Source organism: Pseudomonas sp. TWP3-2 (assembly GCF_049897765.1).
Taxonomy (GTDB): domain Bacteria; phylum Pseudomonadota; class Gammaproteobacteria; order Pseudomonadales; family Pseudomonadaceae; genus Aquipseudomonas.
The window spans coordinates 142,256-166,631 of the sequence record NZ_JAFCWW010000008.1 but is presented as its reverse complement, the minus strand read 5'-3'; the positions used below and the strand labels follow the sequence as shown (position 1 = coordinate 166,631).

Annotated in this window: 23 protein-coding genes; 16 read left to right on the top strand and 7 right to left on the bottom strand. The window is 60.2% G+C overall.

The window, feature by feature from the left end:
• The first annotated feature begins 4 nt into the window (after nt 1-4).
• On the top strand, nt 5-595 hold the full coding sequence (locus ACP7EE_RS14515) for an LON peptidase substrate-binding domain-containing protein (protein ID WP_420648543.1): 591 nt from the start codon (nt 5-7) through the stop codon (nt 593-595).
• A 7-nt stretch (nt 596-602) separates the two neighbouring features.
• Here ACP7EE_RS14515 and ACP7EE_RS14510 read toward each other — a convergent pair whose 3' ends face one another.
• Complete coding sequence (locus tag ACP7EE_RS14510; protein ID WP_426234994.1) at nt 603-2,297, bottom strand: hypothetical protein; 1,695 nt, start codon at nt 2,295-2,297, stop codon at nt 603-605.
• Between the two features lie 42 nt (nt 2,298-2,339).
• Nucleotides 2,340-5,630, bottom strand: coding sequence for a calcium-binding protein (locus tag ACP7EE_RS14505; RefSeq protein ID WP_426234993.1), 3,291 nt, complete (start codon nt 5,628-5,630; stop codon nt 2,340-2,342).
• 363 nt (nt 5,631-5,993) lie between these two features.
• Here ACP7EE_RS14505 and ACP7EE_RS14500 point away from each other — a divergent pair, with 363 nt between their 5' ends.
• Nucleotides 5,994-6,194, top strand: coding sequence for a hypothetical protein (locus tag ACP7EE_RS14500; protein WP_426204692.1), 201 nt, complete (start codon nt 5,994-5,996; stop codon nt 6,192-6,194).
• 51 nt (nt 6,195-6,245) lie between these two features.
• Complete coding sequence (locus ACP7EE_RS14495) at nt 6,246-6,824, top strand: hypothetical protein (RefSeq protein ID WP_426234992.1); 579 nt, start codon at nt 6,246-6,248, stop codon at nt 6,822-6,824.
• Here ACP7EE_RS14495 and ACP7EE_RS14490 read toward each other — a convergent pair.
• Nucleotides 6,821-8,137, bottom strand: a complete 1,317-nt coding sequence (locus ACP7EE_RS14490; protein ID WP_420648538.1) for a bifunctional DedA family/phosphatase PAP2 family protein — start codon at nt 8,135-8,137, stop codon at nt 6,821-6,823. The two genes, ACP7EE_RS14495 and ACP7EE_RS14490, sit on opposite strands and share 4 nt — an antisense overlap.
• Before the next feature lie 44 nt (nt 8,138-8,181).
• Complete coding sequence (locus ACP7EE_RS14485; RefSeq protein WP_426234991.1) at nt 8,182-8,877, bottom strand: DNA-3-methyladenine glycosylase; 696 nt, start codon at nt 8,875-8,877, stop codon at nt 8,182-8,184.
• A 176-nt stretch (nt 8,878-9,053) separates the two neighbouring features.
• On the opposite strand from ACP7EE_RS14485, the gene ACP7EE_RS14480 reads away from it, so the two are divergent.
• The 13 genes from ACP7EE_RS14480 to ACP7EE_RS14420 all read left to right on the top strand — a co-directional run bounded on the left by ACP7EE_RS14480 (nt 9,054) and on the right by ACP7EE_RS14420 (nt 21,610).
• A complete protein-coding gene (locus ACP7EE_RS14480) occupies nt 9,054-10,325 on the top strand; it encodes a glutamate-5-semialdehyde dehydrogenase (RefSeq protein ID WP_426234990.1) in 1,272 nt (423 codons plus the stop codon).
• Nucleotides 10,294-11,016 (top strand): nicotinate-nucleotide adenylyltransferase, encoded by a 723-nt coding sequence (gene nadD / locus ACP7EE_RS14475; RefSeq protein WP_426204685.1) that lies wholly within the window; start codon nt 10,294-10,296, stop codon nt 11,014-11,016. Before ACP7EE_RS14480 ends, nadD begins: the two co-directional genes overlap by 32 nt.
• A gap of 70 nt (nt 11,017-11,086) precedes the next feature.
• A complete protein-coding gene (rsfS, locus tag ACP7EE_RS14470; protein ID WP_420648534.1) occupies nt 11,087-11,578 on the top strand; it encodes a ribosome silencing factor in 492 nt (163 codons plus the stop codon).
• Between the two features lie 9 nt (nt 11,579-11,587).
• Entirely contained in the window at nt 11,588-12,055 is a 468-nt protein-coding gene (gene rlmH / locus ACP7EE_RS14465) for a 23S rRNA (pseudouridine(1915)-N(3))-methyltransferase RlmH (RefSeq protein WP_007937439.1), read from the top strand.
• A gap of 10 nt (nt 12,056-12,065) precedes the next feature.
• On the top strand, nt 12,066-13,961 hold the full coding sequence (mrdA, locus tag ACP7EE_RS14460; protein WP_426234989.1) for a penicillin-binding protein 2: 1,896 nt from the start codon (nt 12,066-12,068) through the stop codon (nt 13,959-13,961).
• 31 nt (nt 13,962-13,992) lie between these two features.
• Nucleotides 13,993-15,096, top strand: coding sequence for a rod shape-determining protein RodA (gene rodA / locus ACP7EE_RS14455; RefSeq protein ID WP_420648623.1), 1,104 nt, complete (start codon nt 13,993-13,995; stop codon nt 15,094-15,096).
• A gap of 17 nt (nt 15,097-15,113) precedes the next feature.
• Nucleotides 15,114-16,124: a lytic murein transglycosylase B gene (mltB, locus tag ACP7EE_RS14450; RefSeq protein WP_426234988.1), complete on the top strand. Its 1,011-nt coding sequence runs from the start codon at nt 15,114-15,116 to the stop codon at nt 16,122-16,124.
• A complete protein-coding gene (locus tag ACP7EE_RS14445; protein ID WP_426204681.1) occupies nt 16,124-17,134 on the top strand; it encodes a septal ring lytic transglycosylase RlpA family protein in 1,011 nt (336 codons plus the stop codon). Before mltB ends, ACP7EE_RS14445 begins: the two co-directional genes overlap by 1 nt.
• Before the next feature lie 187 nt (nt 17,135-17,321).
• On the top strand, nt 17,322-18,479 hold the full coding sequence (locus ACP7EE_RS14440; protein ID WP_420648530.1) for a D-alanyl-D-alanine carboxypeptidase family protein: 1,158 nt from the start codon (nt 17,322-17,324) through the stop codon (nt 18,477-18,479).
• Nucleotides 18,480-18,560: 81 nt separating this feature from the next.
• A complete protein-coding gene (locus ACP7EE_RS14435) occupies nt 18,561-18,836 on the top strand; it encodes a DUF493 domain-containing protein (RefSeq protein ID WP_401269017.1) in 276 nt (91 codons plus the stop codon).
• Nucleotides 18,836-19,483, top strand: a complete 648-nt coding sequence (gene lipB / locus ACP7EE_RS14430; RefSeq protein ID WP_426204678.1) for a lipoyl(octanoyl) transferase LipB — start codon at nt 18,836-18,838, stop codon at nt 19,481-19,483. The genes ACP7EE_RS14435 and lipB overlap by 1 nt, the downstream gene beginning before the upstream one ends.
• Before the next feature lie 25 nt (nt 19,484-19,508).
• Nucleotides 19,509-20,507 carry a lipoyl synthase gene (gene lipA / locus ACP7EE_RS14425; RefSeq protein ID WP_426235045.1) on the top strand — a complete coding sequence of 333 codons (999 nt, stop codon included), beginning with the start codon at nt 19,509-19,511 and terminating at the stop codon, nt 20,505-20,507.
• A 155-nt stretch (nt 20,508-20,662) separates the two neighbouring features.
• Nucleotides 20,663-21,610, top strand: a complete 948-nt coding sequence (locus ACP7EE_RS14420; RefSeq protein ID WP_426234987.1) for a S66 peptidase family protein — start codon at nt 20,663-20,665, stop codon at nt 21,608-21,610.
• Between the two features lie 74 nt (nt 21,611-21,684).
• Here the strand turns inward: ACP7EE_RS14420 and ACP7EE_RS14415 are convergent, their stop codons facing one another.
• From ACP7EE_RS14415 to holA, 3 genes are all read right to left on the bottom strand, one after another.
• The gene (locus tag ACP7EE_RS14415; RefSeq protein ID WP_426234986.1) at nt 21,685-22,998 is read right to left on the bottom strand and encodes a lytic murein transglycosylase; all 1,314 of its coding nucleotides are present in this window, start codon (nt 22,996-22,998) and stop codon (nt 21,685-21,687) included.
• 61 nt (nt 22,999-23,059) lie between these two features.
• A complete protein-coding gene (gene arfA, locus ACP7EE_RS14410; RefSeq protein ID WP_420648526.1) occupies nt 23,060-23,224 on the bottom strand; it encodes an alternative ribosome rescue factor ArfA in 165 nt (54 codons plus the stop codon).
• A 110-nt stretch (nt 23,225-23,334) separates the two neighbouring features.
• The gene (gene holA / locus ACP7EE_RS14405; protein WP_426234985.1) at nt 23,335-24,372 is read right to left on the bottom strand and encodes a DNA polymerase III subunit delta; all 1,038 of its coding nucleotides are present in this window, start codon (nt 24,370-24,372) and stop codon (nt 23,335-23,337) included.
• Nucleotides 24,373-24,376 lie beyond the last annotated feature (4 nt).

Sequence of the window (24,376 nt, the reverse complement as noted above, 5' to 3'; positions counted from 1 at the left end):
GTCTATGAGCCTGGCGCTTTTTCCGCTGAACACAGTGCTGTTTCCCGGCTGCAATCTGGATTTGCAGATCTTCGAAGCGCGCTACCTCGACATGATCGGCCGCTGCATGAAGCAGGGCGGCGGATTTGGCGTGGTGTGCATCCTCGAAGGTCACGAGGTCGGCGCTGCGCCGGAAGGTTTCGCGATGGTCGGCTGCGAAGCGCGGATCACCGATTTCCAGCAGCAGGACAACGGCCTGCTCGGCATCCGCGTGCAGGGCGGGCGGCGCTTCACGGTGTTGCGCACTGAAGTGCAGCGCGATCAATTGATCGTCGCCGACGTCGAGTGGCTGGACGATGAGCCCGAACAGCCGTTGCAGGATGAAGACGCGGATCTGGTGGCACTGCTCAAGGCCTTGGCCGAACACCCGATGGTCGAAGCGCTGAACATGGGCATCGAAGCGCTCGGCCAGCAATCGCTGGCCAATCAATTGGCCTATCTGCTGCCGTTCGCCGAAGAAGACAAGATCGACCTGTTGCAACTCGATGATCCGCAGCAACGCCTGGATGCGATCCAGGCGTTGCTCGATGAGCTGCAGGGCGAACTCTTCGCTTAGCGACTGGTTATTCGGGCCAGACGATATCGTTGGCGAACCAGTCCTTGCCCGCTGGCAGGTGCAATATCGGCTTGCCTGCCTTGGCGACAGCATCGATCAGGTCGTCATATTCGTGCTGGTTGGAAATTCCACTGTGGGTACGCGCCTCGATATCATTGCCGATGTAGCTGCTCTGGCCTTCTGCGGCAACGTCGTCGACCTTGGCTGCGCGCGTGAAGGTCGAGTCCATTAGCCACAGCCGCTCTGATGAAATGCCCGCTTTCGACGCCGAAATCAGCGCCTCCAGTTCGTCCTCGGGAAACCACGCACTCTTTTCCAGCGCCGACAGATTGAGCAGATGGTTTTCCTCGTTGAGGACCACCTCCATTCTTCGTGTATCGATGATGTAAGAGAACACGAACTGCTGATCGTGGCGGATGGTTTCGTAATTGCGCTCCGAGTCCAGATCCACGTCTGATGCGTCCGACCATTCATTATCCGAACGGCCAGAGTCAGTATCGGAATCGCCCGGTTTTCTGCCGGGAAACTTGTTCCTCTGACTGTTGTAGCGCAGGTATTCCGGGTTGGGCGCTTCGGAGCCTCTGCCGCTGTACCTCTTGACCAGCTTGTGGCTGACCGTTGCGCTGATCGGCTTCTCGGTGGTCGCGCCGCGCGGGTGTTTCAGGCGCGGCAACATTCGGGCGTCGTTATACAACTCGAAGGGCGTGCGCTCGTCGGCCCGGAACAACCCGGGGATGTCGGTGCGGTACAGGCAGTCGCTGGCGTTGCGCAAATAACCCAGTCTGGCCAGAAACCCGTCGAGATATTCGCGACTGACACTTTTGTCGAAATCCACCAGGTCGCTGTGCATTGTGCCGTTCCTTACGGGCAGGAGCAGCGGCTGTATTTCCTCGTAGAGTCGATCAAAGCGGGTCGGATCGTTCGCGTCCAGGGATCGCAGTCGATGCTGCTCGGCCCACTCCGGCATCACTTTCGGATTGGCCATCAAGTCGTTGTGCAGTTGCACGTGCTGCCCCGGCGAAAGATTGTAGGAGCGCAGCAGCTCGACGCGTTGGCCATGCGTCAGGAGTGGATACATTGCAAGCAGTGAGTCGCCGAGCAGTTGCCTGGTCGCTTCGTGCGCGGAGAGTGACGCTATATGCAACTGCTTGGCCGGTACCTGTATTGCGCCTTCATCGCCCGCAGTGCCTGGGCGTTTTAACGAGTTAGCCGACTCGACCTGACGAACCGGGCTCCAGGTGGCTTCGCCCTGGTTTCTGAACAGTGCGGGGCCAGGTGGCAGTTTTTTGTACAGGTCGGTGGCCCGATAGGCGCCAAGCCCCGCATCGAACTCGACGTGCACGGTACCGGAATCTTTGACGTCGACGAATCTGCGCCCAACGACAAAACGAAAGCCGTCAGCGTCGGCGGTTTGCATATTGCGCAGCAGCGCGGCATTCAGCAGGTAACTGCTCAGTCCGTTGTGCGGTTCAGACACGACGCCAGGCAGGTCGGAAATTTCGACTCTCGATACGTCGGCGCCAGCATGGGCGCGAACACTGTTCGTCGCATCCACGTTGACTGCGGGCCGACTCGTGCCAGCCAATGGCGTCTGGTGCAGCACAGGCAGATCGGCGTCTGGGCGGAACCGGTTGGATCCCGTATCAAGCGTCGGCGAATTGACTTTCGGGATGTTGGGCGACGCAGGTGGTTTGGGGCGCATGGTGTCATTCCTTGACGATTGCAGAAGTGAGTGAAAAACCAATCAAGCGAGTGCCGGCTCTTTGGCTGGGGACAATTGCTGAATGCTCAGGTGTTCGACGCTTATCAGGCGTGCCGGATCGCTGTCGATCTGCCAGCGGCCGATGTCGGCGTTGTAAAGGATCTTGCCTGGGGCCAAGTCCGCCAGTTGAATGTTCTGAACGTGGATTGCGCCACTCTCGAGTTCATCCCGGGCCTTGTGTGCCTCGATCAGCGCGACGATCGCCTGGGGCGATGCGCATGCCGATGCGTCGACTGCATACAGACCGATGACTTCGAACAACGCATTGATCCGGTAACGGTGTCCGCTGGAAACGATGACATCGACGCTTTCGAGTGGCAGCGAAGGATCGCTGCTGTCGGGCAAGTGGATGTGAATGCTGCCGATCTTCAGCAGGTTGTTGCTGATGGCTAACTTGCTGCGATCAATCGGCTCCTGAAGGTGTCGCGTGTAGATGTCCCAGCTCGAAGAGCCGGACGTGCCAGCATCGGCCGTCGCTGTCGAGAGGCTGATGGACATGTTGCTCGCCGGATGGATTTCGTAGCGTCCCGAGCGGCCTTCCAATGCGTAGGAGGCACTGTGCGGGGCCAATTTGAAGTCGATGCGCTGCGCTGTTTGTTTCAGCGTACGTTTTTCCACCGCCGGCCTGACGAAGGTGTATTTCCCGGCGCGCTCACGCAGCGAGCCGCGACTTTGAATCACGGTGTAGCCAGGTTTTTGCGCGTCGTCGCGATAGTTGTTCTGCGGGACATCGAGGTAGTAAGACACGCCATCGCGCATCACCAGGATGAAGTGATGACTGATCTGCCACGGTGACGCGAGAATCCCGGCGCCCATGTCGGTTTTCTTGCCAGGATGTTCGCGCACCCCGCCGTACAGCGAAAGCAGTCCGCCTTTTTTGAAGGTGAGCGTGAAATGCACACCTTGATGACTCAGCGTCGTGAAAGCGCCATGGCGCGCTGAGTGCACGATATAGACGGCCCTGACCTCGTCGATCTCGCTACTGTCGAAGTCGATATACAGCGTGCTGCGGGCAATCTGCTCGCTCGCTCGCAACGTCGGGTGATGGCTGTCGCGGGATACGTAATAGAAAGACTGCGCACTCGCCGAGACTGTCTGCACGCGGTCGTGCAACACGAACGGGGACGGTTTGCCGACACCTGCCTTGATCACCACGGCGTTCAGTACTTGTTCGCTCAGGTCGACTGTTTGTGCGGGCCAGTCCGGTTGCAGGTGATAACCGTCCTGCGTGACGAACAGCCATTTGTCGTTGCGCAGCGAGCGTTTGCCATTGATCGTCTGGTACACCGCTTCGATGATCAGCGTGCGCCCGGATGACTGCGGGTCATCGTCGCGTAGAGTTTCGATTACCAGCGCATCTGCGCGAATGCACCAGCGCTGGATGGCCTCGAGCGGCACGCCGAGGTACACGGTGCTTTGCTCCTGATCATCATCGGTGATCGACACTTCAAGGCTCAGCGGGTCGATGTGATAGGTGTCGACACCGCTGCCGCCGTCAACGATGACGTGGCTGCCACGGATCGACACCTGATCGTCGCCAGCGCCGGCACTGATGCGGTCCTGGCCATTGGCGGTAATCATGTCTGCCCGGTCCGAACCGGTCACCCGATTGGCCGCGCCCGCCAGGGTTTCGACTCTTTCGATGCCGTCGAAGGTTGAGTGCGGTTGCGGTTCGGCGTTCGCATCGGCAGTGCGCAAGCCGAGCTTGCCGGTGTTCAAGTCAATGTCATAACCGGTGTAGGGCGCGGTGCCGGGAATGTGATCCTGGCGGACATGCTTGCCTTGCAGCCACAACAGATCAGTACCGTCACCGCCACTCAGGTGGCTGACTTGATCCGGCGCTGACGTCAGTGCTGCGGCTGCCGATTGAAAGAGAAAAGAGTCATCCTTGTCGCCGCCGCTCAGGCGTTTTTCACCGGCGCCGTAATTGAAATGATTCGGCTTGTCGCCCACGCCGCTGACTTGATCATTGCCGCCCCCCAGATTCCACAGCACGCCTTTGGCCGGATCAGTTTGTACGGTAATGATGTTGGAGCTGCCAGATGGCAGGCCGTTGCGGGCATCGTAAATATCGTCGGTCTCGTGGATGACCGGCGAGTTGACCGTCTTGTAGGCCGACTCGCCCTTGGTTTCGTCCCACTGGTGCTTGTAGACGCGTGTCGGTTGCAGGCGCACTTCGAAATGCCCGTTGACCACAGCGTCAACACTGTCTTTGAGTTCGTTTTTCAGCCAGCCGAGGCTTTTGCTTTTCAGCGCTTTGTCGTAGTCGCTATACGTCTTGGCGACGGTGAAACGATCCATCACAGCCGCATCCTGATCCACACCCCAAAATGCGAACCAGCCGGCGCGCCAGCGTTCGTTGATGGTCAGTTCGATGTAGTCGTCCATGTCATCGACCACCCGCGCGGCGCCATAGATGCGTGCGCCGACAATCAGGATCGCCGCAGCCGCCAGGCCCACCGGGCCAGCGGCCTGGAAGCCCATCAGCGCCGCGGCGCCGAGCATCAGCGAAAGCCCGGCGCTGAACACGCTCAAGCCGCCGGTGACATACAGGTCCTGGGCCGCTTTGCCCTCGGCCTTGGCCGCGTCGCTGAAGGATTTGATCGCGGTATAGATGTCGAACGGCAGCGTCAGCACACTGGCGATCAGCCCTGCGCCGCGCGCCAGCCATTTGCCCATGCTGGTCTTGCCGAATTGCTCGAAGCTCTGCGCGCCCTGGCGCAGCATCTGCTCGCCAGTTTTGGTCAGCGCATATTCCACGCCCAGCGAGCCGATTTCCGCCACGCCGCCGCCGATATTTATCAGTGCTTCGGCGGTATCGCCTTTCTTCAGCGCGTCAATCGTGCCGATGTAGGCACTGTACAAGCCGTAGGCCTGCAACCCCGCGCCCATGCTGGTCATGCCGCGGCTCTTGACCTTGTCCACCCAGCTCGGCAAGTAGTCGGGCAGCGGGCTTCTGTGGATATCCAGGCGTTGGGTCGCGGTCAGCAGCCTGGCGATTTTCTGCATGGGCTCGACAGACGCGCCAGCAGGTATTTCGCGCAGCAGTGGCGGCGCATCGGCAGAGCGCAGCGTGACGATTTCATAGAGTAATTCCGGGACCCGTTGGCGATCTTGTGCATCGACGGATTTGATTCGCTGCTCGACCTGCGCCGAGTCGAGTTCCAGACCGTCAGTAAATGCCTGGTCGGGCTCGGAGAAGTACATGCTGGCCGCTGTAATGGCCTCTCCGTTGATGCGTGCTCCAAGTGCCTGAAGTTCCTGGCGGCTCACGGTCAGCTCGCCAAATCGCAGAGGCCCGAACAATTTGTCCAGATCTCGCAGGTCAGGTGACTTGCCCGCAGCGTTGCCAACTGCGGCAGTCGGTGAAACAGTTTCACTGTTAATGTCGGAAATAGTTATTGGTGCTGTAGGAATAGTTTCAGTGCTTACAGTAAAAAAGGGCTTGGCCAAGATAAATGCTCGGTGGTGATATATCGATTTAATCTGCCATGAAGAGCTGTAAGTTTCCGTGGTTAATGTTTTGCTGATTGTATTGTTGTTTTTTGTATTGTGTTCGAAGTGGTCTGTCGGTGGTTTTTCATCTAGCGTAAGTCCAGCTCGCAGGAAGCGGGTTTGATCATCAAGGAGAACACAATGACGATTTACGAAGATGAATGGGCATTTTGGGATGATATTGCCGGCAAGTATATTTTCAAGCATGCCGGTGTTGATCTGAACACCGACATTGTTATCAAGGCCGCAGGGTTTTACGCTGATACGATGGTGCTTGAACGGCGCAAGCGCAAGCGGGTCAGGAATATGCCGGATCTGCCGCCTTCGACCACTGGCAAGTAAAGCTGCGTCTTAACTTTGATCTGGTTGTTTGATAAACAAGAGAGTTCTTATATGTCTGATGATAAAAACATTACGTTCACAGGGCATTTGTTTGTGGGTGGACTTCCGCTGGTACTCAATTACCAGGTTATGGAGCAGCGTTTAAAGCACTCGCGGATCACCACAGGGCAACGACTAAGTGCCGAGATTTCGCTGAATGATGAAATCAGCTCGCGAATTGTGACACTGGCGGATCACGACGATGTTGAACCGCTATTGATTGAGTTTTCTCCGGAGAGTCAGGAGCGTTACACACTCAAGGTCAAAACCGCCGGTCGCTACTTCAATTGGACTCTGCGGCTTGATCAAAACACCCGACATCTTCTGGTGGAAAAAAATTCCAGCAGTTACTTCGAACTGCAAACCTATGCCGGAAAACTCAAAACGCTGGACGACTTGCCGTCCAATCCGGCTTCAGTGGGATTGGTCAGTGTCGAGAAGAAAATCCGCTTGTTTCAACATGAAACCAGGGAAGGCCTGAAGTATTTTCTCGACAGGAATCCGAACGACACCAAGCACAATGCCTACAATCCCGAGCCTGTGTCGTTCATCTTGAAAACCATCCCGCCAGCGCTGACTACCGCGGCCTAGTAGGCGTATCGCAGCAACGTATGTGGCAAATGCCGCAACACAAAGAAGCCGAACAACGCGACCATCGCCGGCAGCACCAGCCACCAGACTCTCTGCGGCATGGCGCCGAGCGGCGTCTGTCGCTGGCTAAGCCACAGGCCGGCGGCGCACACGCAAGCGGCGAGCATCGTGCCGGCCAGTACATCGGTCGGCCAGTGCGCGCCCAGGTACACCCGCGACAGGGCGATCGCCAGCGCTGGCATGCAGGCGATCAGCAGCCAGGTCAGGCGCATGCGCGGCGGTTGTCCGCGCCCGGCCAGTACGGCGAGGGTCAGAAACAGCGCGAACGCGCCGGACGCGTGACCGCTGGGCATGCTGTAGCTGGTCAGCGGATCGGTCAGCACTTCCGGGCGTACACGGGCGAAAAAAACCTTGGTACCCGTGTTGGCCAGTGCGGTGACCAGCAAGGTACCGCCGACGAAAATCGCCTGGCGCCACTGGCGGCACACCAGCAGCAGCACAGTGAACAAGGCGCTGAACAGCAGCATGTTGCGGAATTCACCGATCAGGGTGAGGGTGACGGCCACTTCGTCCAGCCATGAGCTGCGGTGTTCCTGCACCAGAGTCATGACGCCCTGATCGAGCGCATTCAGATACGGATAGCCGATGAACAGGCCGATCAGGATCAACAGGCTCATGCTGCTGATCCACACCGTCGCGCGGCGATGGCGACGCAGGCTGCTATTGACGCTCAAGCCAACCATTGCCGCAATGCTGCCGGCGACAATCCCGGCTTCCAGCCAGAAACCTTCCGGCAGCGGCAGACGGAACGCCGCCCCGGTGGCCCAGCCCGGCAGCAGGTACGCCAGACTCCAGCCAGCGGCAGCCAACAGGCTGACGGCGGCGAAGCGCGGGAACGGCATGTCGCACATGCCGGCGACCATCGGCAGCATCGGTCGCAGCGGCCCGATGAAGCGTCCGACCAGCAGACTGGCGATACCGTAGCGCTGGAAATACGACTCGGCGCCGGCCATCCATTCCGGATGATGGCGCAGCCCCGGCAAACGCCGGATGTTCTGGTGGAAGTGTCTTCCAACGAAGTACGAGATCAGATCGCCGAGGATCCCGCCGAGAAACCCCAGTACTAGGGTTTCACTCAACGACAACGCGCCACTGCCCGCGAGAACCGCGACGGCGAACAGCAACACTGTGCCGGGCACGATCAACCCGGCAATCGCCAGGCATTCAACCAAAGCCACAACAAACACCGCGGCGGCCAGCCATTGCGGGTTAGCGGCTAACCAGCCGGTTACGCTATCGAGCCATGGGCCCATACAAACCACTCCATTCCATTAATGTCCCCGGCAGGGGCTTTCATTCACAGCAAAAAATAATCGCGACCTTCGACCTGACCCCGGCGCAGCGGGTTCCGCGTGCACCATTGCGCATAGGCAGCGTCGACGAAGCGGTACATCAGGTGTTCATCACGGCCAAGGGGAATCCCCAGGCGCGTGGTTTGAATAATCTGTACGGGCCTCGGCCCTGCGTCTTCCACCAGCAGCAATTCATGATCGAAACGCTTGGCATCCCACATCGGCACTTTCAGACCGAGCGCCTTGCACAGCAGCGTCTGGCCGGCGCAGAGTTTTTGCGGCGGACGTGGCCGGCCTTGGGCATCGGGGTTGTTCAGCAGCATCTGCGCCAGACTCGCCGGGCCGCTGATTTCATCGACCCACGGATACGCAGATTTGATCAGCACCGCATTGCCTGGACCCTGCGCGCTGAAGTTCAGCGAATCGCCGCCACGGGCGTAATACATATAGATGTGCCCGCCGTCCAGAAACAAAGCCTTACGCTTTTCTGTGTAGCCGAGAGACGCGTGGCTGCCTTTTTCCGCGCAGTAATAGGCTTCGGTTTCGATGATCCGCGCACTCAGCCACAGATCACCGATGCGATGGCGGATAACTTTGCCGAGCAGATCGCGCGCAAGCGTCTGGGCGTCACGGTCGAAAAATTCGTCCGTAAGCCCCACGGGCAGGCGCGCAGCTTCGGCGCGAACGGTCAGTCTGGACATGGCAAAGCGTATTTTCCGGTCAGAGGAGGGCGCGATGATATCAATTGCCAGCTTAATTACGCCTGAACGTCGGCAAATCGCTGTCCATTTCGACCATCCGCCCGTCACCGCTGTTAGTCAGGGGACGCGACAGCTATAATCTGCCGCTTTCCTCTTTGCCAAGACCCCAGCAGACCATGACTGAGTCCGTTCTTGACTACATGACCCGATTGGGTCGCGCCGCCCGTGAAGCCTCCCGGGTCATCGGCCGTGCCAGCACCGCGCAGAAAAACCGCGCCTTGCAGGCTGCTGCCAATGCGCTGGACGCGGCTCGCGTGGAGCTGGCGGCAGCCAATGAACTGGATCTGGCCGCCGGTCGCGCAAATGGTCTGGAGCCAGCAATGCTGGAGCGTCTGGAGCTGACGCCGGCGCGCATCGACGGCATGATCGTCGGTTTGCGTCAGGTTGCAGCGCTGCCGGATCCGGTCGGCGCAATCCGCGACATGAGCTTCCGTCCGTCGGGGATTCAGGTCGGCAAGATGCGTGTGCCGCTGGGTGTGATCGGGATCATCTACGAATCCCGGCCGAACGTGACCATCGACGCCGCCAGCCTGTGCCTGAAGTCGGGCAATGCGACCATCCTGCGCGGCGGTTCCGAGGCGATTCATTCCAATCGCGCCATTGCTGCGTGCATTCAGCGCGGTCTGGCCGAAGCCGAACTGCCCGCCGCCGTAGTGCAAGTGGTGGAAACCACTGACCGCGCTGCGGTCGGCGCGATGATCACCATGTCGGAATACGTCGACGTGATCGTGCCGCGCGGTGGCCGTGGCCTGATCGAACGCATCAGCCGTGATGCCCGCGTGCCGGTGATCAAACACCTCGATGGCATCTGCCACGTCTACGTCAGCCAGCACGCCGACCTGGCGAAAGCCCAGCGCATCGCCTTCAATGCCAAGACCTACCGTTACGGGATCTGCGGCGCGATGGAGACTTTGCTGGTCGATCAAACTGTTGCCAGGGATTTCCTGCCGTCGATGGCTGCGCAGTTCCGCGAAAAAGGCGTCGAACTGCGTGGCTGCGAGCGCACCCGGGCGATCATCGATGCAGTTGCGGCCACTGAAGAAGACTGGAACACCGAGTATCTGGCGCCGATCCTGTCGATTCGTGTGGTCGACGGTCTCGATCAGGCGATTGAACACATCAACCATTACGGCTCGCATCACACCGACTCGATCGTCAGCGAAAACCTCGCCGACACCCGCAGTTTTGTGGCGCAAGTCGACTCGGCGTCGGTGATGATCAACACCCCGACCTGCTTCGCCGATGGATTCGAATACGGATTGGGTGCCGAGATCGGCATTTCTACTGATAAGCTGCACGCCCGTGGCCCGGTGGGCCTCGAAGGACTGACCTGCGAGAAGTACATCGTGGTCGGTGATGGCCAGTTGCGCGGCCAGGCGCCGGTCTGACTTGTCCGACCTCGACCTGACCGCGCCGCACACCGGCAGCGAGTCCCGCCCCCTGCGCATCGGCGTGCTGGGCGGAACCTTCGACCCGGTGCACATCGGCCATTTGCGTGGTGCGCTGGAAGTCGCCGAAGCGCTGGCGCTCGATGAACTGCGTATGATGCCCAGCGCGCGTCCGCCGCATCGCGGTACGCCGCAAGTGTCGGCGCAGGATCGGCTGGCAATGGTCGAGTGCGCGGTGGCCGGTGTGCCGCCGCTGGTGGTGGACGCCCGTGAGTTGCAGCGGGACAAACCGTCCTGGACCATCGATACCCTGGAGTCGCTGCGTGCCGAAATGGCCGCCGAGACCCAGGTTTTTCTGCTTTTGGGCTGGGACGCATTTTGCGGCCTGCCCACTTGGCACCGCTGGGAAGAGTTGCTCCAGCATTGCCACATCCTGGTGCTACAGCGCCCGGACGCCGACAGCGAACCGCCGGATGCCTTGCGCAACCTGCTGGCAGCGCGTTCGGTGAGCGACCCGTTGGCCCTGAAAGGGCCGAGCGGACAGATTGCATTCGTCTGGCAGACACCGCTCGCGGTTTCCGCCACCCAGATCCGTCAACTGCTGGCCAGCGGTAAGTCGGTACGTTTCCTGGTGCCCGACGCGGTCCTGGCCTACATCGATGCGCACGGTCTGTACCGTGCGTCGAACTGAACAAGGCGTGCTCAAGTAACACGATCTACGTGTGACGAGCCGCCGAATACACGAGCAAAACGAGTTTTATATGACTGACAACGTAAAGAAAGTTAAGCGCAAAGGCACATTCAAGAGCGCTCCGCTGCCGGAAGTGGCCAGCACCAACGAGCCGCTGAAGGGTGACGAGCTGGTCAAGGTTGCCGTTGCAGCCCTGGAAGACGTCAAGGCGCAAGACATCCAGATCATCGATGTGCGCGAGAAGCAGAGCATCACTGACTACATGATCATCGCCACCGGTACGTCCAACCGTCAGATCGGCGCGATGCTCGACAAGGTTCGCGAAGCCGTCAAAGCTCTGGGCGTCAAGCCACTGGGCGAAGAAGGCAAGGGCGACAGCGACTGGGTTCTGCTGGATATGGACGATGTCATCGTGCACATGATGACCGCCTCGGCTCGCCAGTTCTATGACCTGGAACGCCTGTGGGCCGGTGCCGAGCAAAGCCGTTCGGCCAGCGCTGCACACCACAGCCCGGAAAACACCCACGAGCATTTCACCAAGCTCAACAAAGACCAGCTGTAAGGGATTGCTGTGCGACTGCGACTGATCGCCGTCGGTTCACGCATGCCCAAGTGGGTGGAAGAAGGCTGGCATGAATATGCCAAGCGTCTTCCGTCCGAGCTGGCGCTGGAACTGGTGGAAATTCCGCTAAATACCCGCGGCAAGAACGCCGACGTGGCTCGTTTCATCCGTCAGGAAGGCGAAGCCATGCTGGCCAAGGTCGGGCCGAACGAGCGGGTTGTCACCCTCGAAGTCCACGGCAAGCCCTGGAGCACCGAGCAACTGGCGGTCGAACTGGATCGCTGGCGGCTGGACTCGCGCACGGTGAATTTCATGGTCGGTGGCCCGGAAGGGCTGGCGCCGGAAGTCTGTGCCCGCGCCGATCAGCGCTGGTCGTTGTCGCCGCTGACCTTGCCGCACCCGCTGGTGCGGATCCTCATCGGCGAACAGCTGTACCGTGCCTGGACCGTGTTGTCCGGTCACCCTTACCACAAGTAAGCCTGCCCCCATGTCCCAGCCGATCCGCATCAAGGACCACGAAAAAGACGCCCGTCTGGTGCGTGGCCGCGTCGTGTTCGGTGCAATTGCGGTGGTGGCGCTGATCTGTGTGCTGATCGCGCGCCTGTATTTCCTGCAGGTGATTCAGTATGAGTATCACTCGACGCTTTCGGAAAACAATCGGGTGCACGTGCAGCCGATTCCGCCGACCCGTGGCCTGATCTTCGATCGCAACGGCGTGGTGGTGGCGGACAACCGTCCGAGCTTTAGCCTGAGCATGACCCGCGAGCGCTCCGGCGACTGGCAGCAAGTGCTCGATGTGATCGTCGAAGTGCTGGAGATGACGCCCGAGGATCGGGTGATCTTCGAGAAGCGCATGCGTCAGGGGCGCCGGCCGTTCGAGCCGGTGCCGATCCTGTTCGAACTGACCGAAGAGCAAATTGCGCGGATCGCGGTGAACCAGTTCCGGCTGCCCGGCGTGGAAGTGGTTGCGCAGTTGGTGCGTCACTACCCGCAGGGCGCGCACTTTGCGCACTCGGTGGGCTACATGGGGCGGATCAACGAGAAAGAGCTGAAGACTCTCGATCCGGTCAACTACAGCGGCACCCACCACATCGGCAAGACCGGCATCGAGCGCTTCTACGAAGCCGAGTTGCACGGTCAGGTCGGTTACGAGGAAGTCGAGACCAATGCCCGTGGCCGCGTGTTGCGCGTGCTCAAACGCACCGATCCGGTGCCGGGCAAGGACATCGTCCTTAGTCTCGACATCAAGTTGCAGGAAGCCGCCGAAGCTGCACTCGGTGGGCGTCGTGGCGCGGTGGTGGCGCTCGATCCGAAGACCGGCGAAGTGTTGGCGATGGTCAGCCAGCCGAGTTTCGACCCGAACCTGTTCGTCACCGGGATCAGCTTCAAGGCCTACGCCGAGCTGCGCGATTCCATCGACCGGCCGCTGTTCAACCGCGTGCTGCGCGGCCTGTATCCGCCGGGTTCGACGATCAAGCCGGCGGTGGCCATCGCCGGTCTTGATTCGGGTGTGGTCACTGCATCGAGCCGGGTGTTCGATCCGGGCTACTACATGCTGCCCAACTACGATCACAAATATCGCAACTGGAACCGTACCGGGGACGGCTTCGTCGACCTCGACACGGCGATCATGCGTTCCAACGACACCTACTTCTATGACCTGGCGCACAAGCTGGGGATTGATCGGCTGTCGGCCTACATGAGCAAGTTCGGCATCGGCCAGAAGGTCTCGCTGGACATGTTCGAAGAATCCCCCGGCCTGATGCCGACGCGTGAATGGAAACGTGCTACCCGGCGTCAGGCCTGGTTCCCGGGCGAAACCCTGATCCTCGGAATCGGCCAGGGCTACATGCAATCCACCCCGCTGCAACTGGCCCAGGCCACAGCGCTGGTGGCGAACAAGGGCGTTTGGAACCGGCCACATCTGGCCAAATCCCTCGAAGGCGTGAAGCCGGTGGATGAGAATCCGATTCCGGACATCATCCTGCGCGATCCGTCGGATTGGGCCAAGGTCAACCACGGCATGCAGCAGGTGATGCACGGCGCGCGCGGCACGGCGCGTAAAGCGGCGATTGGCGCGCAATACCGCATCGCCGGCAAGTCGGGCACCGCGCAGGTCGTGGCGATCAAGCAGGGTGAGAAGTACGACCGCTCGAAAGTCCAGGAACGCCACCGCGACCACGCCTTATTCGTCGGTTTCGCCCCGGCCGACGACCCGAAAATCGTGGTGTCGGTGATGGTCGAGAACGGTGAGTCCGGTTCCGGCGTCGCTGCGCCGGTGGTGCGCCAGATCATGGATGCCTGGCTGCTCGACCCGCAAGGTCATTTGAAGGCCGAATACGCCAGCCCTATCAGTGCGGAGGCTACGGCCCGTGATGAATAATTTTGATCGCATGCTCTCCAGTGAGGATGTGATGCGCCGCCGTGCCACGCTGTTGCAGCGTTTGCACATTGATGGACCATTGTTGATTCTGCTGCTGATTCTCGCCGCAGGCAGTCTGTTCGTGCTGTATTCGGCGAGTGGCAAGAGCTGGGACCTGCTCGGCAAGCAAGCCACTTCGTTCGGCATCGGTCTGGTGTCGATGATCATCATTGCCCAGTTCGAGCCGCGCTTCATGGCGCGCTGGGTGCCGCTGGGTTACGTGATCGGAGTGCTGCTGCTGCTGGTGGTGGACATCATGGGCCACAACGCCATGGGCGCGACCCGCTGGATCAACATCCCCGGGGTGATTCGCTTCCAGCCCTCGGAATTCATGAAGATTCTGATGCCGGCGACCATTGCCTGGTACCTCTCCAAGCGCACGTTGCCGCCGCAACTCAAGCACGTCGGCATCAGCCTGATGCTGATCGGCGTGCCGTTTGCCTTGATCGTGCGCCAGCCGGATCTCGGCACGTCGCTGCTGATTCTCGCCGGTGGTGCGTTCGTACTGTTTATGGGCGGGCTGCGCTGGCGCTGGATTCTCAGCGTGCTGGCGGCGGCGATTCCGGTGTCGGTGGCGATGTGGTTTTTCATCATGCACGACTACCAGAAGCAGCGGATCCTGACCTTTCTCGACCCGGAGAGCGATCCGTTGGGCACCGGCTGGAACATCATTCAGTCGAAAGCCGCCATCGGCTCCGGCGGTGTGTTTGGCAAGGGCTGGCTGCTCGGCACCCAGTCGCACCTGGACTTCCTGCCGGAAAGCCACACCGACTTCATCATTGCCGTGCTCGGCGAAGAGTTCGGCCTGGTGGGCATCTGCGCACTGCTGCTGATCTATTTGCTGCTGATCGGTCGCGGGCTGGTGATCACCGCTCAGGCGCAGACGCTGTTCGGCAAATTGCTCGCCGGCGCGTTGACCATGACGTTTTTTGTTTACGTTTTCGTCAACATCGGTATGGTCAGTGGCCTGTTGCCGGTGGTGGGCGTGCCGTTGCCGTTCATTAGCTACGGAGGAACTTCGCTGGTGACATTGCTGTCAGCGTTTGGGGTTTTGATGTCGATCCATACCCATCGCAAGTGGATCGCACAGGTTTGAATAAGGTGAAGAGTTCAATGCAAGTAATGCGTGGCTGGGCGACTCGAAACGCGCCATGGGTCGGCCTGGTAGGCATCCTTGGCAGCGCGCAGGAAGCGCTGGCCGGCGATTACGAAGGCTCGCCTCAGGTGGCCGAATTCGTCGGTGAAATGACCCGTGACTACGGTTTTGCCGGCGAGCAATTGATGAGTGTGTTCCGCGAAGCCGAGCGCAAGCAGTCGATTCTTGACGCCATCTCCAGACCCGCCGAGCGGGTCAAGCAGTGGAAAGAATATCGACCGATGTTCATCACCGACGCGCGCATCGCCCGTGGTGTGGACTTCTGGCGTCAGCACGAGGCTACTTTGGCCCGCGCCGAGCAGGAATACGGCGTGCCGGCACAAGTGATCGTGTCGATCATCGGCGTCGAAACCTTTTTCGGACGCAATACCGGCAATTTCCGGGTAATCGATGCCTTGTCGACCCTCGGATTCGACTATCCTCCGCGTGCCGAATTTTTCCGCAAGGAACTGCGTGAGTTCTTGCTGTTGGCGCGTGAAGAGCAGGTCGATCCGCTGACGCTCAAAGGCTCTTACGCCGGGGCGATGGGGCTGCCGCAGTTCATGCCGAGCAGTTTCCGCGCCTATGCGGTGGATTTCGACGGCGACGGCCACATCAATATCTGGAACAACCCGGACGATGCGATCGGCAGCGTTGCCAGCTACTTCAAACGTCATGGCTGGGTCGCTGGCGAACCGGTGGTCAGTCGCGCCGATGTGCGTGGCGATCAGGTCGACGAAGGTTTGACCACCGGTATCGAGCCGACGAAAACCGTCGGGGAGTTGCGAGCGTTGGGCTGGTCGAGTCATGATGCGCTGCGCGACGAGATGCCGGTCACTGCATTTCGTCTTGAAGGCGAGAACGGCCCGGAATACTGGATGGGCCTGAAGAATTTTTACGCGATCACGCGATATAACCGCAGCGTGATGTACGCCATGGCCGTACATCAATTGTCTGAACAGCTGGTACAAGCACGGGGCGTCAAGTAATGCAGGCATTGCCTAACAATAAACCCCTGAAGCTGGTGGCTTTCGCTGCGTTGGCAGTGCTGGTTGCCAGTTGCACCACCAGCCGTTCGCCGAGCCCGAAGTCGTCGCCCACTGTCGTCCGCACGCAGCCGAAGCTGGATATCAACCGCGCGCACAAAGATGGCGCGCCGTGGTGGGACGTCGATGTTTCACGCATTCCTGATGCCACCCCGACTCTGCACACCGGCGCCTACAAGGCCAACCCGTATACCGTGCTGGGCAAGACCTATTTCCCGTTGCAGGAATCGAAGACTTACGTCGCTTCGGGCACCGCGTCCTGGTACGGCACCAAGTTTCACGGTCAGAACACCGCCAATGGCGAAGTGTATGACCTGTACGGCATGAGCGCCGCGCACAAGACTTTGCCACTACCAAGTTACGTTCGGGTGACCAACCTCGACAACAACCGCACGGTGATCCTGCGCGTCAACGACCGTGGCCCGTTCTATTCCGACCGGATCATCGACTTGTCCTACGCTGCCGCGAAAAAACTCGGTTATGCCGAAACCGGTACCGCGCGGGTCAAGGTTGAAGGTATCGATCCGCAGCAATGGTGGGCGGCCAAGGGCCGTCCGGCGCCGCTGATGCTCAATGAGCCACAAGTCGCGCAGAATAGTGCTCCGGTGATCACGGCCTCGGCCGGCACCGTCGAGCAATGGACGCCGCCACCGCAGCAACACGCCGCGGCCGTAGTGCCAGTGCAGATCGATGCAAAAAAAAACGCTTCTGCAACAGCGTCTGGCCAGTTTCTGCAGGTGGGCGCGTTCGCCAACCCGGACGCTGCAGAACTCCTGAGGTCGAAGCTCAGCGGGATGGTGAGCGCTCCGGTGTTCATCAGCTCGATCGTGCGCAATCAGCAGACCCTGCATCGGGTCCGTCTGGGGCCGATCGGTTCGCCGGGTGAAATTGCCCAGGTGCAGAACAGCGTGCGCTCGGCCAATCTTGGTTCGCCAAGCGTGGTCACCGAGTAAGCAATACGTAGGACTTGATTGACGATTCACCAGCGATTGGGGGGTGAATCAGGTTGTTGGCTCGTCGAAGAACAAAAGCCCGGCAAGGGTGACTGGAGTGAGCAACTGAACACGCGATGGCCCGTTAGAAAGCCATCTGATTAAATTTTGCCTTCGGGCAGTTTCCATTAGCGATTTCGAGAGACGGATGAACATCACCACCTTTGCCAAACGCCTGTGTCTGCTAGTCCCGCTGCTCCTCTCGCCAGCCGCTTTCGCGGTCGAGATGATGCCGTCGCCACCTCAACTGGCCGCCAAAGCCTACGTACTCATGGACGCCAGCAGCGGCAACGTGCTGGTCGAGAACAACGGTGACCAGCGTCTGCCGCCAGCCAGCCTGACCAAACTGATGACCGCGTACATCGCTACGCTGGAAATCCGTCGTGGCCAGATCGGTGAAAATGACCCGGTGACCGTCAGCGAGAACGCCTGGCGCACCGGCGGTTCGCGGATGTTCATCAAGGTCGGCTCGCAGGTGACTGTCAGCGATCTGTTGCACGGCATCATCATCCAGTCCGGCAACGACGCCAGCGTGGCGCTGTCCGAGCACATCGCCGGCAGCGAAGACGCGTTCGCCGACATGATGAACAAAACTGTCAGCGATCTGGGCATGACCAACAGCCACTTCATGAACCCGACCGGTCTGCCGAACCCGGAGCACTACTCGTCGGCTCACGACATGGCGATCCTGGCTCGCGCGATCATCCACGAAGATCCGGCTCACTACGCGATCTACTCGCAGAAAGAGTTCTTCTGGAACGGCATCAAGCAGCCTAACCGCAACCTGTTGCTGTGGCGCGACAAGACCGTTGACGGTCTGAAAACCGGTCACACCGACGAAGCCGGCTACTGCATGGTGTCCTCGGCCGTACGTGATGGCATGCGCCTGATCGCCGTGGTGTTCGGCACCAACAGCGAAGTGGCCCGTGCTTCCGAGACCCAGAAGCTGCTGACCTACGGTTTCCGTTTCTTCGAAACCCAGACCTTCTATCAGAAGGGCACCGAACTGGCTCAGGCTCCGGTGTGGAAAGGCACCACCAATCAAGTCAAGGCCGGCCTGGCTCAAGACTTGACCATGACCCTGCCAAAAGGCCAGTTGAAGAAGCTCGCTGCGAGCATGACCATGAACCCGCAACTGACCGCTCCAATCGCCAAGGGCGACGTGATCGGTAAAGTCGAAGTCAAACTGGACGACAAGGTCGTGCACAGCGCCGACCTGATCGCCCTCGATGGCGTTGAGGAGGGTGGTATCTTCCGTCGCATGTGGGATAGCATCCGTCTATTCTTCTACGGCTTGTTCAACTGATTTGAGTGTTGACCTGCATGGCCCCGCTTCCACCCGAAGCGGGGCCATGCGCGTTGGCACGGCTCAAGAGGCCGTTACGCCATGACCGATACCGAAGTAAAGGCGCCAAAGATCGAATTCCCTGCCACTGACTACCCGGTTAAGGTGATCAGCGACACGGGTGTCGGCAACAAAGACAAGATTATCGACATCGTCAAAAAACACGCGACCATCAATGATGAGCGCATCGACGAGCGTCAAAGCACCAACGGCAAGTACACCACCATCCAGCTGCACATCATCGCCACCGGTCAAGACCAGCTGTACGACATCAACAGCGAGCTGCGGGCTACCGGTTTCGTACACATGGTGTTGTGATGTCTGGCACGCTGGGCTTTCGCGAGCTCGGCCAGATGGCTTACGAGCCGGTCTGGCATGCCATGCAACGCTTCACCAACGAACGTGGCAGCGACGCCGCCGACGAAATCTGGCTGGTCGAACACCCTCCGGTGTTCACCCAGGGCCAGGCCGGCAAGGCCGAACATCTGTTGCTGCCGGGAGATATCCCGGTGGTGCAGGTCGATCGTGGTGGGCAGGTGACATACCATGGTCCCGGCCAACTGGTGGCGTATTTGCTGCTGGACGTGCGCAAACTCGGGTTTGGCGTACGTGATCTGGTCAGCCGCATGGAGCAATGCCTGATCGAGCTGCTGGCCAGTTACGGCGTCAGCGCCGCAGCCAAACCGGATGCGCCCGGTGTCTACGTCGATGGGGCGAAAATCGCTTCGCTGGGTTTGCGGATTCGCCACGGTTGTTCTTTTCATGGCCTGGCCCTGAACGTGGACATGAATCTGGAACCGTTTCGACGGATTAATCCCTGCGGCTACGCCGGGCTGGCGATGACCCAGCTGAGCGATCACGCAGGATCGATTGAATTTGCCGAGGTAAGTGCCCGGCTGCGCGCGCAGCTCGTCAAACACCTCGACTATGCTGAGCAGACGACCCTGACGGGCGGAATCGACTGATATGACTACTGATGCAGTGCAAACCATGATCCCGACGCTCGACGTGACCGAGCGCCCGGCCCCGCGTCCCAAGGTCGAAGCCGGCGTCAAGCTGCGCGGCGCCGAGAAGGTTGCACGCATCCCGGTAAAGATCATTCCGACCACCGAACTGCCGAAGAAACCTGACTGGATTCGCGTACGCATCCCGGTTTCGCCGGAAGTCGACCGTATCAAAAGCCTGCTGCGCAAACACAAACTGCACAGCGTCTGCGAAGAAGCGTCCTGCCCGAACCTCGGCGAGTGCTTCTCCGGTGGCACCGCGACCTTCATGATCATGGGCGACATCTGCACCCGTCGCTGCCCGTTCTGCGACGTGGGCCACGGTCGTCCGAAACCACTGGACGTCAACGAGCCGGCAAGCCTGGCCATCGCCATCGCCGATCTCAAGCTCAAATACGTGGTGATCACCTCGGTTGACCGCGACGACCTGCGTGACGGCGGTGCCCAGCACTTTGCCGACTGCATCCGCGAAATCCGCAAGCTGTCGCCGAACGTGCAACTCGAAACCCTGGTCCCGGATTACCGTGGCCGTATGGACGTTGCCCTGGAAATCACCGCTGCCGAGCCGCCAGATGTGTTCAACCACAACCTGGAAACCGTGCCGCGCCTGTACAAGGCTGCGCGTCCGGGTTCGGACTACCAGTGGTCGCTGACCCTGCTGCAACGTTTCAAGCAAATGATGCCGCACATTCCGACCAAATCCGGCCTGATGCTGGGTCTGGGCGAGACCGACGAAGAAGTCATCGAAGTCATGAAGCGCATGCGCGAACACGACATCGACATGCTGACTCTCGGCCAGTACCTGCAACCATCGCGCAGCCACTTGCCGGTGCAGCGTTTCGTGCACCCGGACACCTTCGCCTGGTTCGCCGAGGAAGGTTACAAGATGGGCTTCAAGAACGTCGCTTCCGGCCCGCTGGTACGTTCGTCGTACCACGCCGACGAGCAGGCGAAGCTGGTCAAGGCCGAGCTGATGGGTTCCTGATCCGACGTTGATTGCTTCACAAAAATACCCGCCCAGGCGGGTATTTTCATTTGCGGAGCAATCACTGAACCTGTGGCGAGGGCCGCAGTGCCTCTTTTGTTTACCCGCTTTCCTGACTACTGTGTGTGCACGACTACACACAGGGAGATCCATGGATGACCGTTCGACCGACCCACACCCTTTGTCCGCACAAACCCGTACCGGCGCTGCCGTCTGAAGGGCTGATCGGCGTAATCGCGCCTGCCGGCCCGGCCACGCTCGACACCGACAAAGCCGTGCAATGGATGCGCGCCCGGGGTTATGGCTTACGGGTGTTTCCCGGCGTTTACGAGAAAGACGGTTATCTGGCCGGCAGCGATGACGTGCGCCTGAATGACCTGCACGCAGCATTCGCTGATCCAGAGGTCGATGCGATCATCTGCCTGCGCGGCGGATACGGCACGCCACGCTTGCTGGACCAAATCGACTTCGACCTGCTGAGCCGCAATGCCAAGCCATTTATCGGTTACAGCGACATCACCGCGCTGCACCTGGCGATCAGCCGTTATGCCGGATTCGTGACATTCCACGGGCCGCTGCTCAATGCCGACCTGTTGGGCGACAAGGAACCGCCGACCGTCACTTCATTCTTCGCCATGCTGCGTGGACAACTGACGGCGGGCAGCGTGTTGAATCATCCGGTTGCCTGGCCGTTGACCACCTTGGAGCCGGGCATTGCCCACGGGCGCTTGCTCGGCGGCAATCTGGCGATGCTCACCGCGGTCATGGGCACACCTTATGAGATGGACGCCGAAGGGGTGATTCTGTTTCTCGAAGATATTAACGAGCCGCTGTATCGCATCGACCGCATGCTCACGCATTTACGGCTGGCTGGTGTGTTAGGCAAGTTACGTGGTGTGTTGGTGGGGGATGTGGCGGGGGTTGATACTGATGCGCTGAACCGCTTGCTCAAGCAGACGTTCGCGCCATTGCGGATTCCGGTGTTGTCGGGATGGCGCAGCGGGCATTGCAATCCGAACCTGACGCTGCCGATGGGCGCGCTGGTTCGGCTGGATGCTGGCAAGAAAGAGTTGATGCTGGAGCAGGATGTAGTCACCCCATAAAGCAAAAGATCGCAGCGTGCCGCAGCTCGATCCCGTGTAGGAGCTGCGGCACGCTGCGATCTTTTGATCTTGCCTTATTGGTTACGCAGGCTCTCGAGCAACTTGTGCGTCGGATACCCATCCGCCGGCCAGCCAAGCGCCTGCTGCGCAGCGCGAATCGCCTTGCGCGTATTCGCGCCGATGATCCCGTCCGCTGTGCCGGCATCGTAATTGCGCGCACTCAACAGGTTCTGCAATTCAATCCGCTCGGAGCGGCTCAGCGGCATGTCGTCTTTCGGCCACGAACCGTTGATCAGACCAGCCCCCGTGAAACGCTCGGACAACAGACTCACCGCCAACGCATACGACGAAGAATTGTTGTACTTGAGAATCGCGCGGAAGTTGTCGAGAACCAAAAACGCCGGGCCGCGATAACCGGCCGGCAGCAGCAGGGCGGCCGAGAGCTGCTCGGAACCTTGGCTGCCCCCCGGCAGAATCACGCCCAACTGCCGCCACTCAGCGACGGTTTTGCGCATCGTGCCGTCAGCCAGGGTGTAATTGAAACCGCTCGGCAACTGCACCTCGAAACCCCAGGGCTGGCCACGCTGCCAGCCCGAGCTTTGCAGGTAGTGCGCAGTCGATGCCAATGCATCGGCCGGGCTGCCCCAGATGTCGCGGCGACCGTCGCCATCGAAATCCACGGCATGGGTGTTGTAAGTGGTCGGAATGAACTGAGTCTGGCCCATGGCGCCGGCCCAGGAGCCAAGCATTTTCTCCGGGGTGATATCGCCCTGTTGCAGAATCTGCAGCGCTGCAATCAGTTGCGCGTGGGCAAAGCCCGGACGCCGGCCTTCGTAAGCCAAAGTCGCCAGCGAGTTGATCACCGATTTGCTGCCCTGGAACTGGCCGAAGTTACTCTCCATGCCCCACACCGAGACCAGTGCCTGGCGATCGACGCCGTAGCGCTGCTCGATGCTTTGCAGAATATCGGCGTACTGCGTGAGCAGCGCCTGACCCTTGCGCACGCGCAGTGGCGACAGAGCGCCGTCGAGGTATTCCCACACCGGACGCGAGAACTCGGGTTGGCTGCGGTCGGCGCGGATCACGCTGGCGTCGAAGCTGACATCGGCGAAGGCGCGGTCGAACAGGTCGGCGCGAATCCCGGCGGCCAGAGCATCCTTGCGGAAACCGGCCTGCCATTCGGCAAATGTCTGGGAAGGTTGGAGATCGAGGTTGTCACCAGTCGGCACTACCGGCGGGATGATCGCTGGGGCCGTGGAAACGGGAACGGTCTGAAGCGGTTGTGCGTCGGCAGCGGTGGGTTTTTCCGCGCAGGCGACAAGCAGTACGAAGCTGGATGCAGCGATCAGTTGGCTGAAGGGCCAACGACGAGGAATACAAAAGGGCATGCACAGGTCCAGAAGATACGAATCAGGTGCAGACCTTAACATGAGGAGGGGGTGCTGCGCTTTAAGCGGCCAGAAAGTAAGAAGCCCCCCAGCTGTCAGACTGGAAGGCTTCGCGGCGGTAGCTGCCTTTGCCCTTGGCCGGGCGTTCCTGGCGGCTGCGGAACAGCGGCTGGGCGATGATGGATTTGGCCTTGTTCGGGCCATTTTTCGATGGCTTTTTGCTCATGAGGATTCTCTCGAGTGAGTGAGTTTTGCGCGGGAAATGATCTGCCGATGTCAGGCGTCTGTCTATAGGGCAGACGCCTGAGATTTGTGTAGGAAAAAAGTCAAAAGATCTTATTCGGCGGGCAATGACAAGCGCTGGCCGGCCATCAACAACGCCAACCGGCTCAGGCTCATCCACGGCGAACCGGCAGCCTGGCCCTTGATCTGCGCATCAATGCGCTGCGCTTCGAGCAACAGTTGCGCCCAGCGTTGCGCGGTATAGCGTTGCAAGGCTTTGCTCATCAGCGGTTTGCGCTTGTCCCAGACCGGCGGTTTCGCCTGGCTGAAGCACTTGTCCAGCGGCGTACCCTGGCTGTATTGCAGCGCGATGTTGGCCAATAGGCGCAACTCGCGCGCCAAGGCCCAGAGAATCACTGGCGGCTCGACGCCTTCACCGCGCAGTCCTTCGAGAATGCGCAGTGCATGGGCCGCTTCACCGTTGAGCACCGCGTCGGTCAGGCCGAACACGTCAAAACGCGCACTGTCGGCCACGGCCGCTTGCACGGTTTCGACGGTGATCTGCCCACCTTCGGCCATCAGCTTGAGCTTTTCGATTTCCTGCGCGGCGGCGAGCAGATTGCCCTCGACGCGCGCGGCGATCAGCTCCACTGCGTCTTGGCTGGCCGACAATCCGGCTTGCGACAGGCGCTGACGGATCCAGCTCGGCAACTGGTTGGCATCCACCGGCCAGATTTGCACGAACTGGGTCTGCTGGCCTTCGACCAGCGCCTTGCCCCACTTGGTTTTCTGCGCACTGCCGTCGAGCTTGGGCAAGCTGATCAGCAGCAGGGTGTCTTCAGCGGGGCGTGAGCAATATTCGATCAGCGCCGCGGCACCCTTGTCACCGGGCTTGCCCGAAGGCAGGCGCAGTTCCAGCAGGCGTTTTTCGGCGAACAGCGACATGCTCGCGCCAGCCATCAGCAACGTGCCCCAATCGAAACTGGCGTCGGCGGCGAATACCTGGCGTTCGTCGAAACCCTGCTGACGGGCAGCAGCGCGGATAGCGTCGGCAGCTTCCTGACACAACAGCGGATCATCGCCGCTGATGATGTAGACCGGCGCGAGAGCGCCTTGCAGGTGCTTACCGAGTTGTGCGGGAGCGAGCTTCATAAGA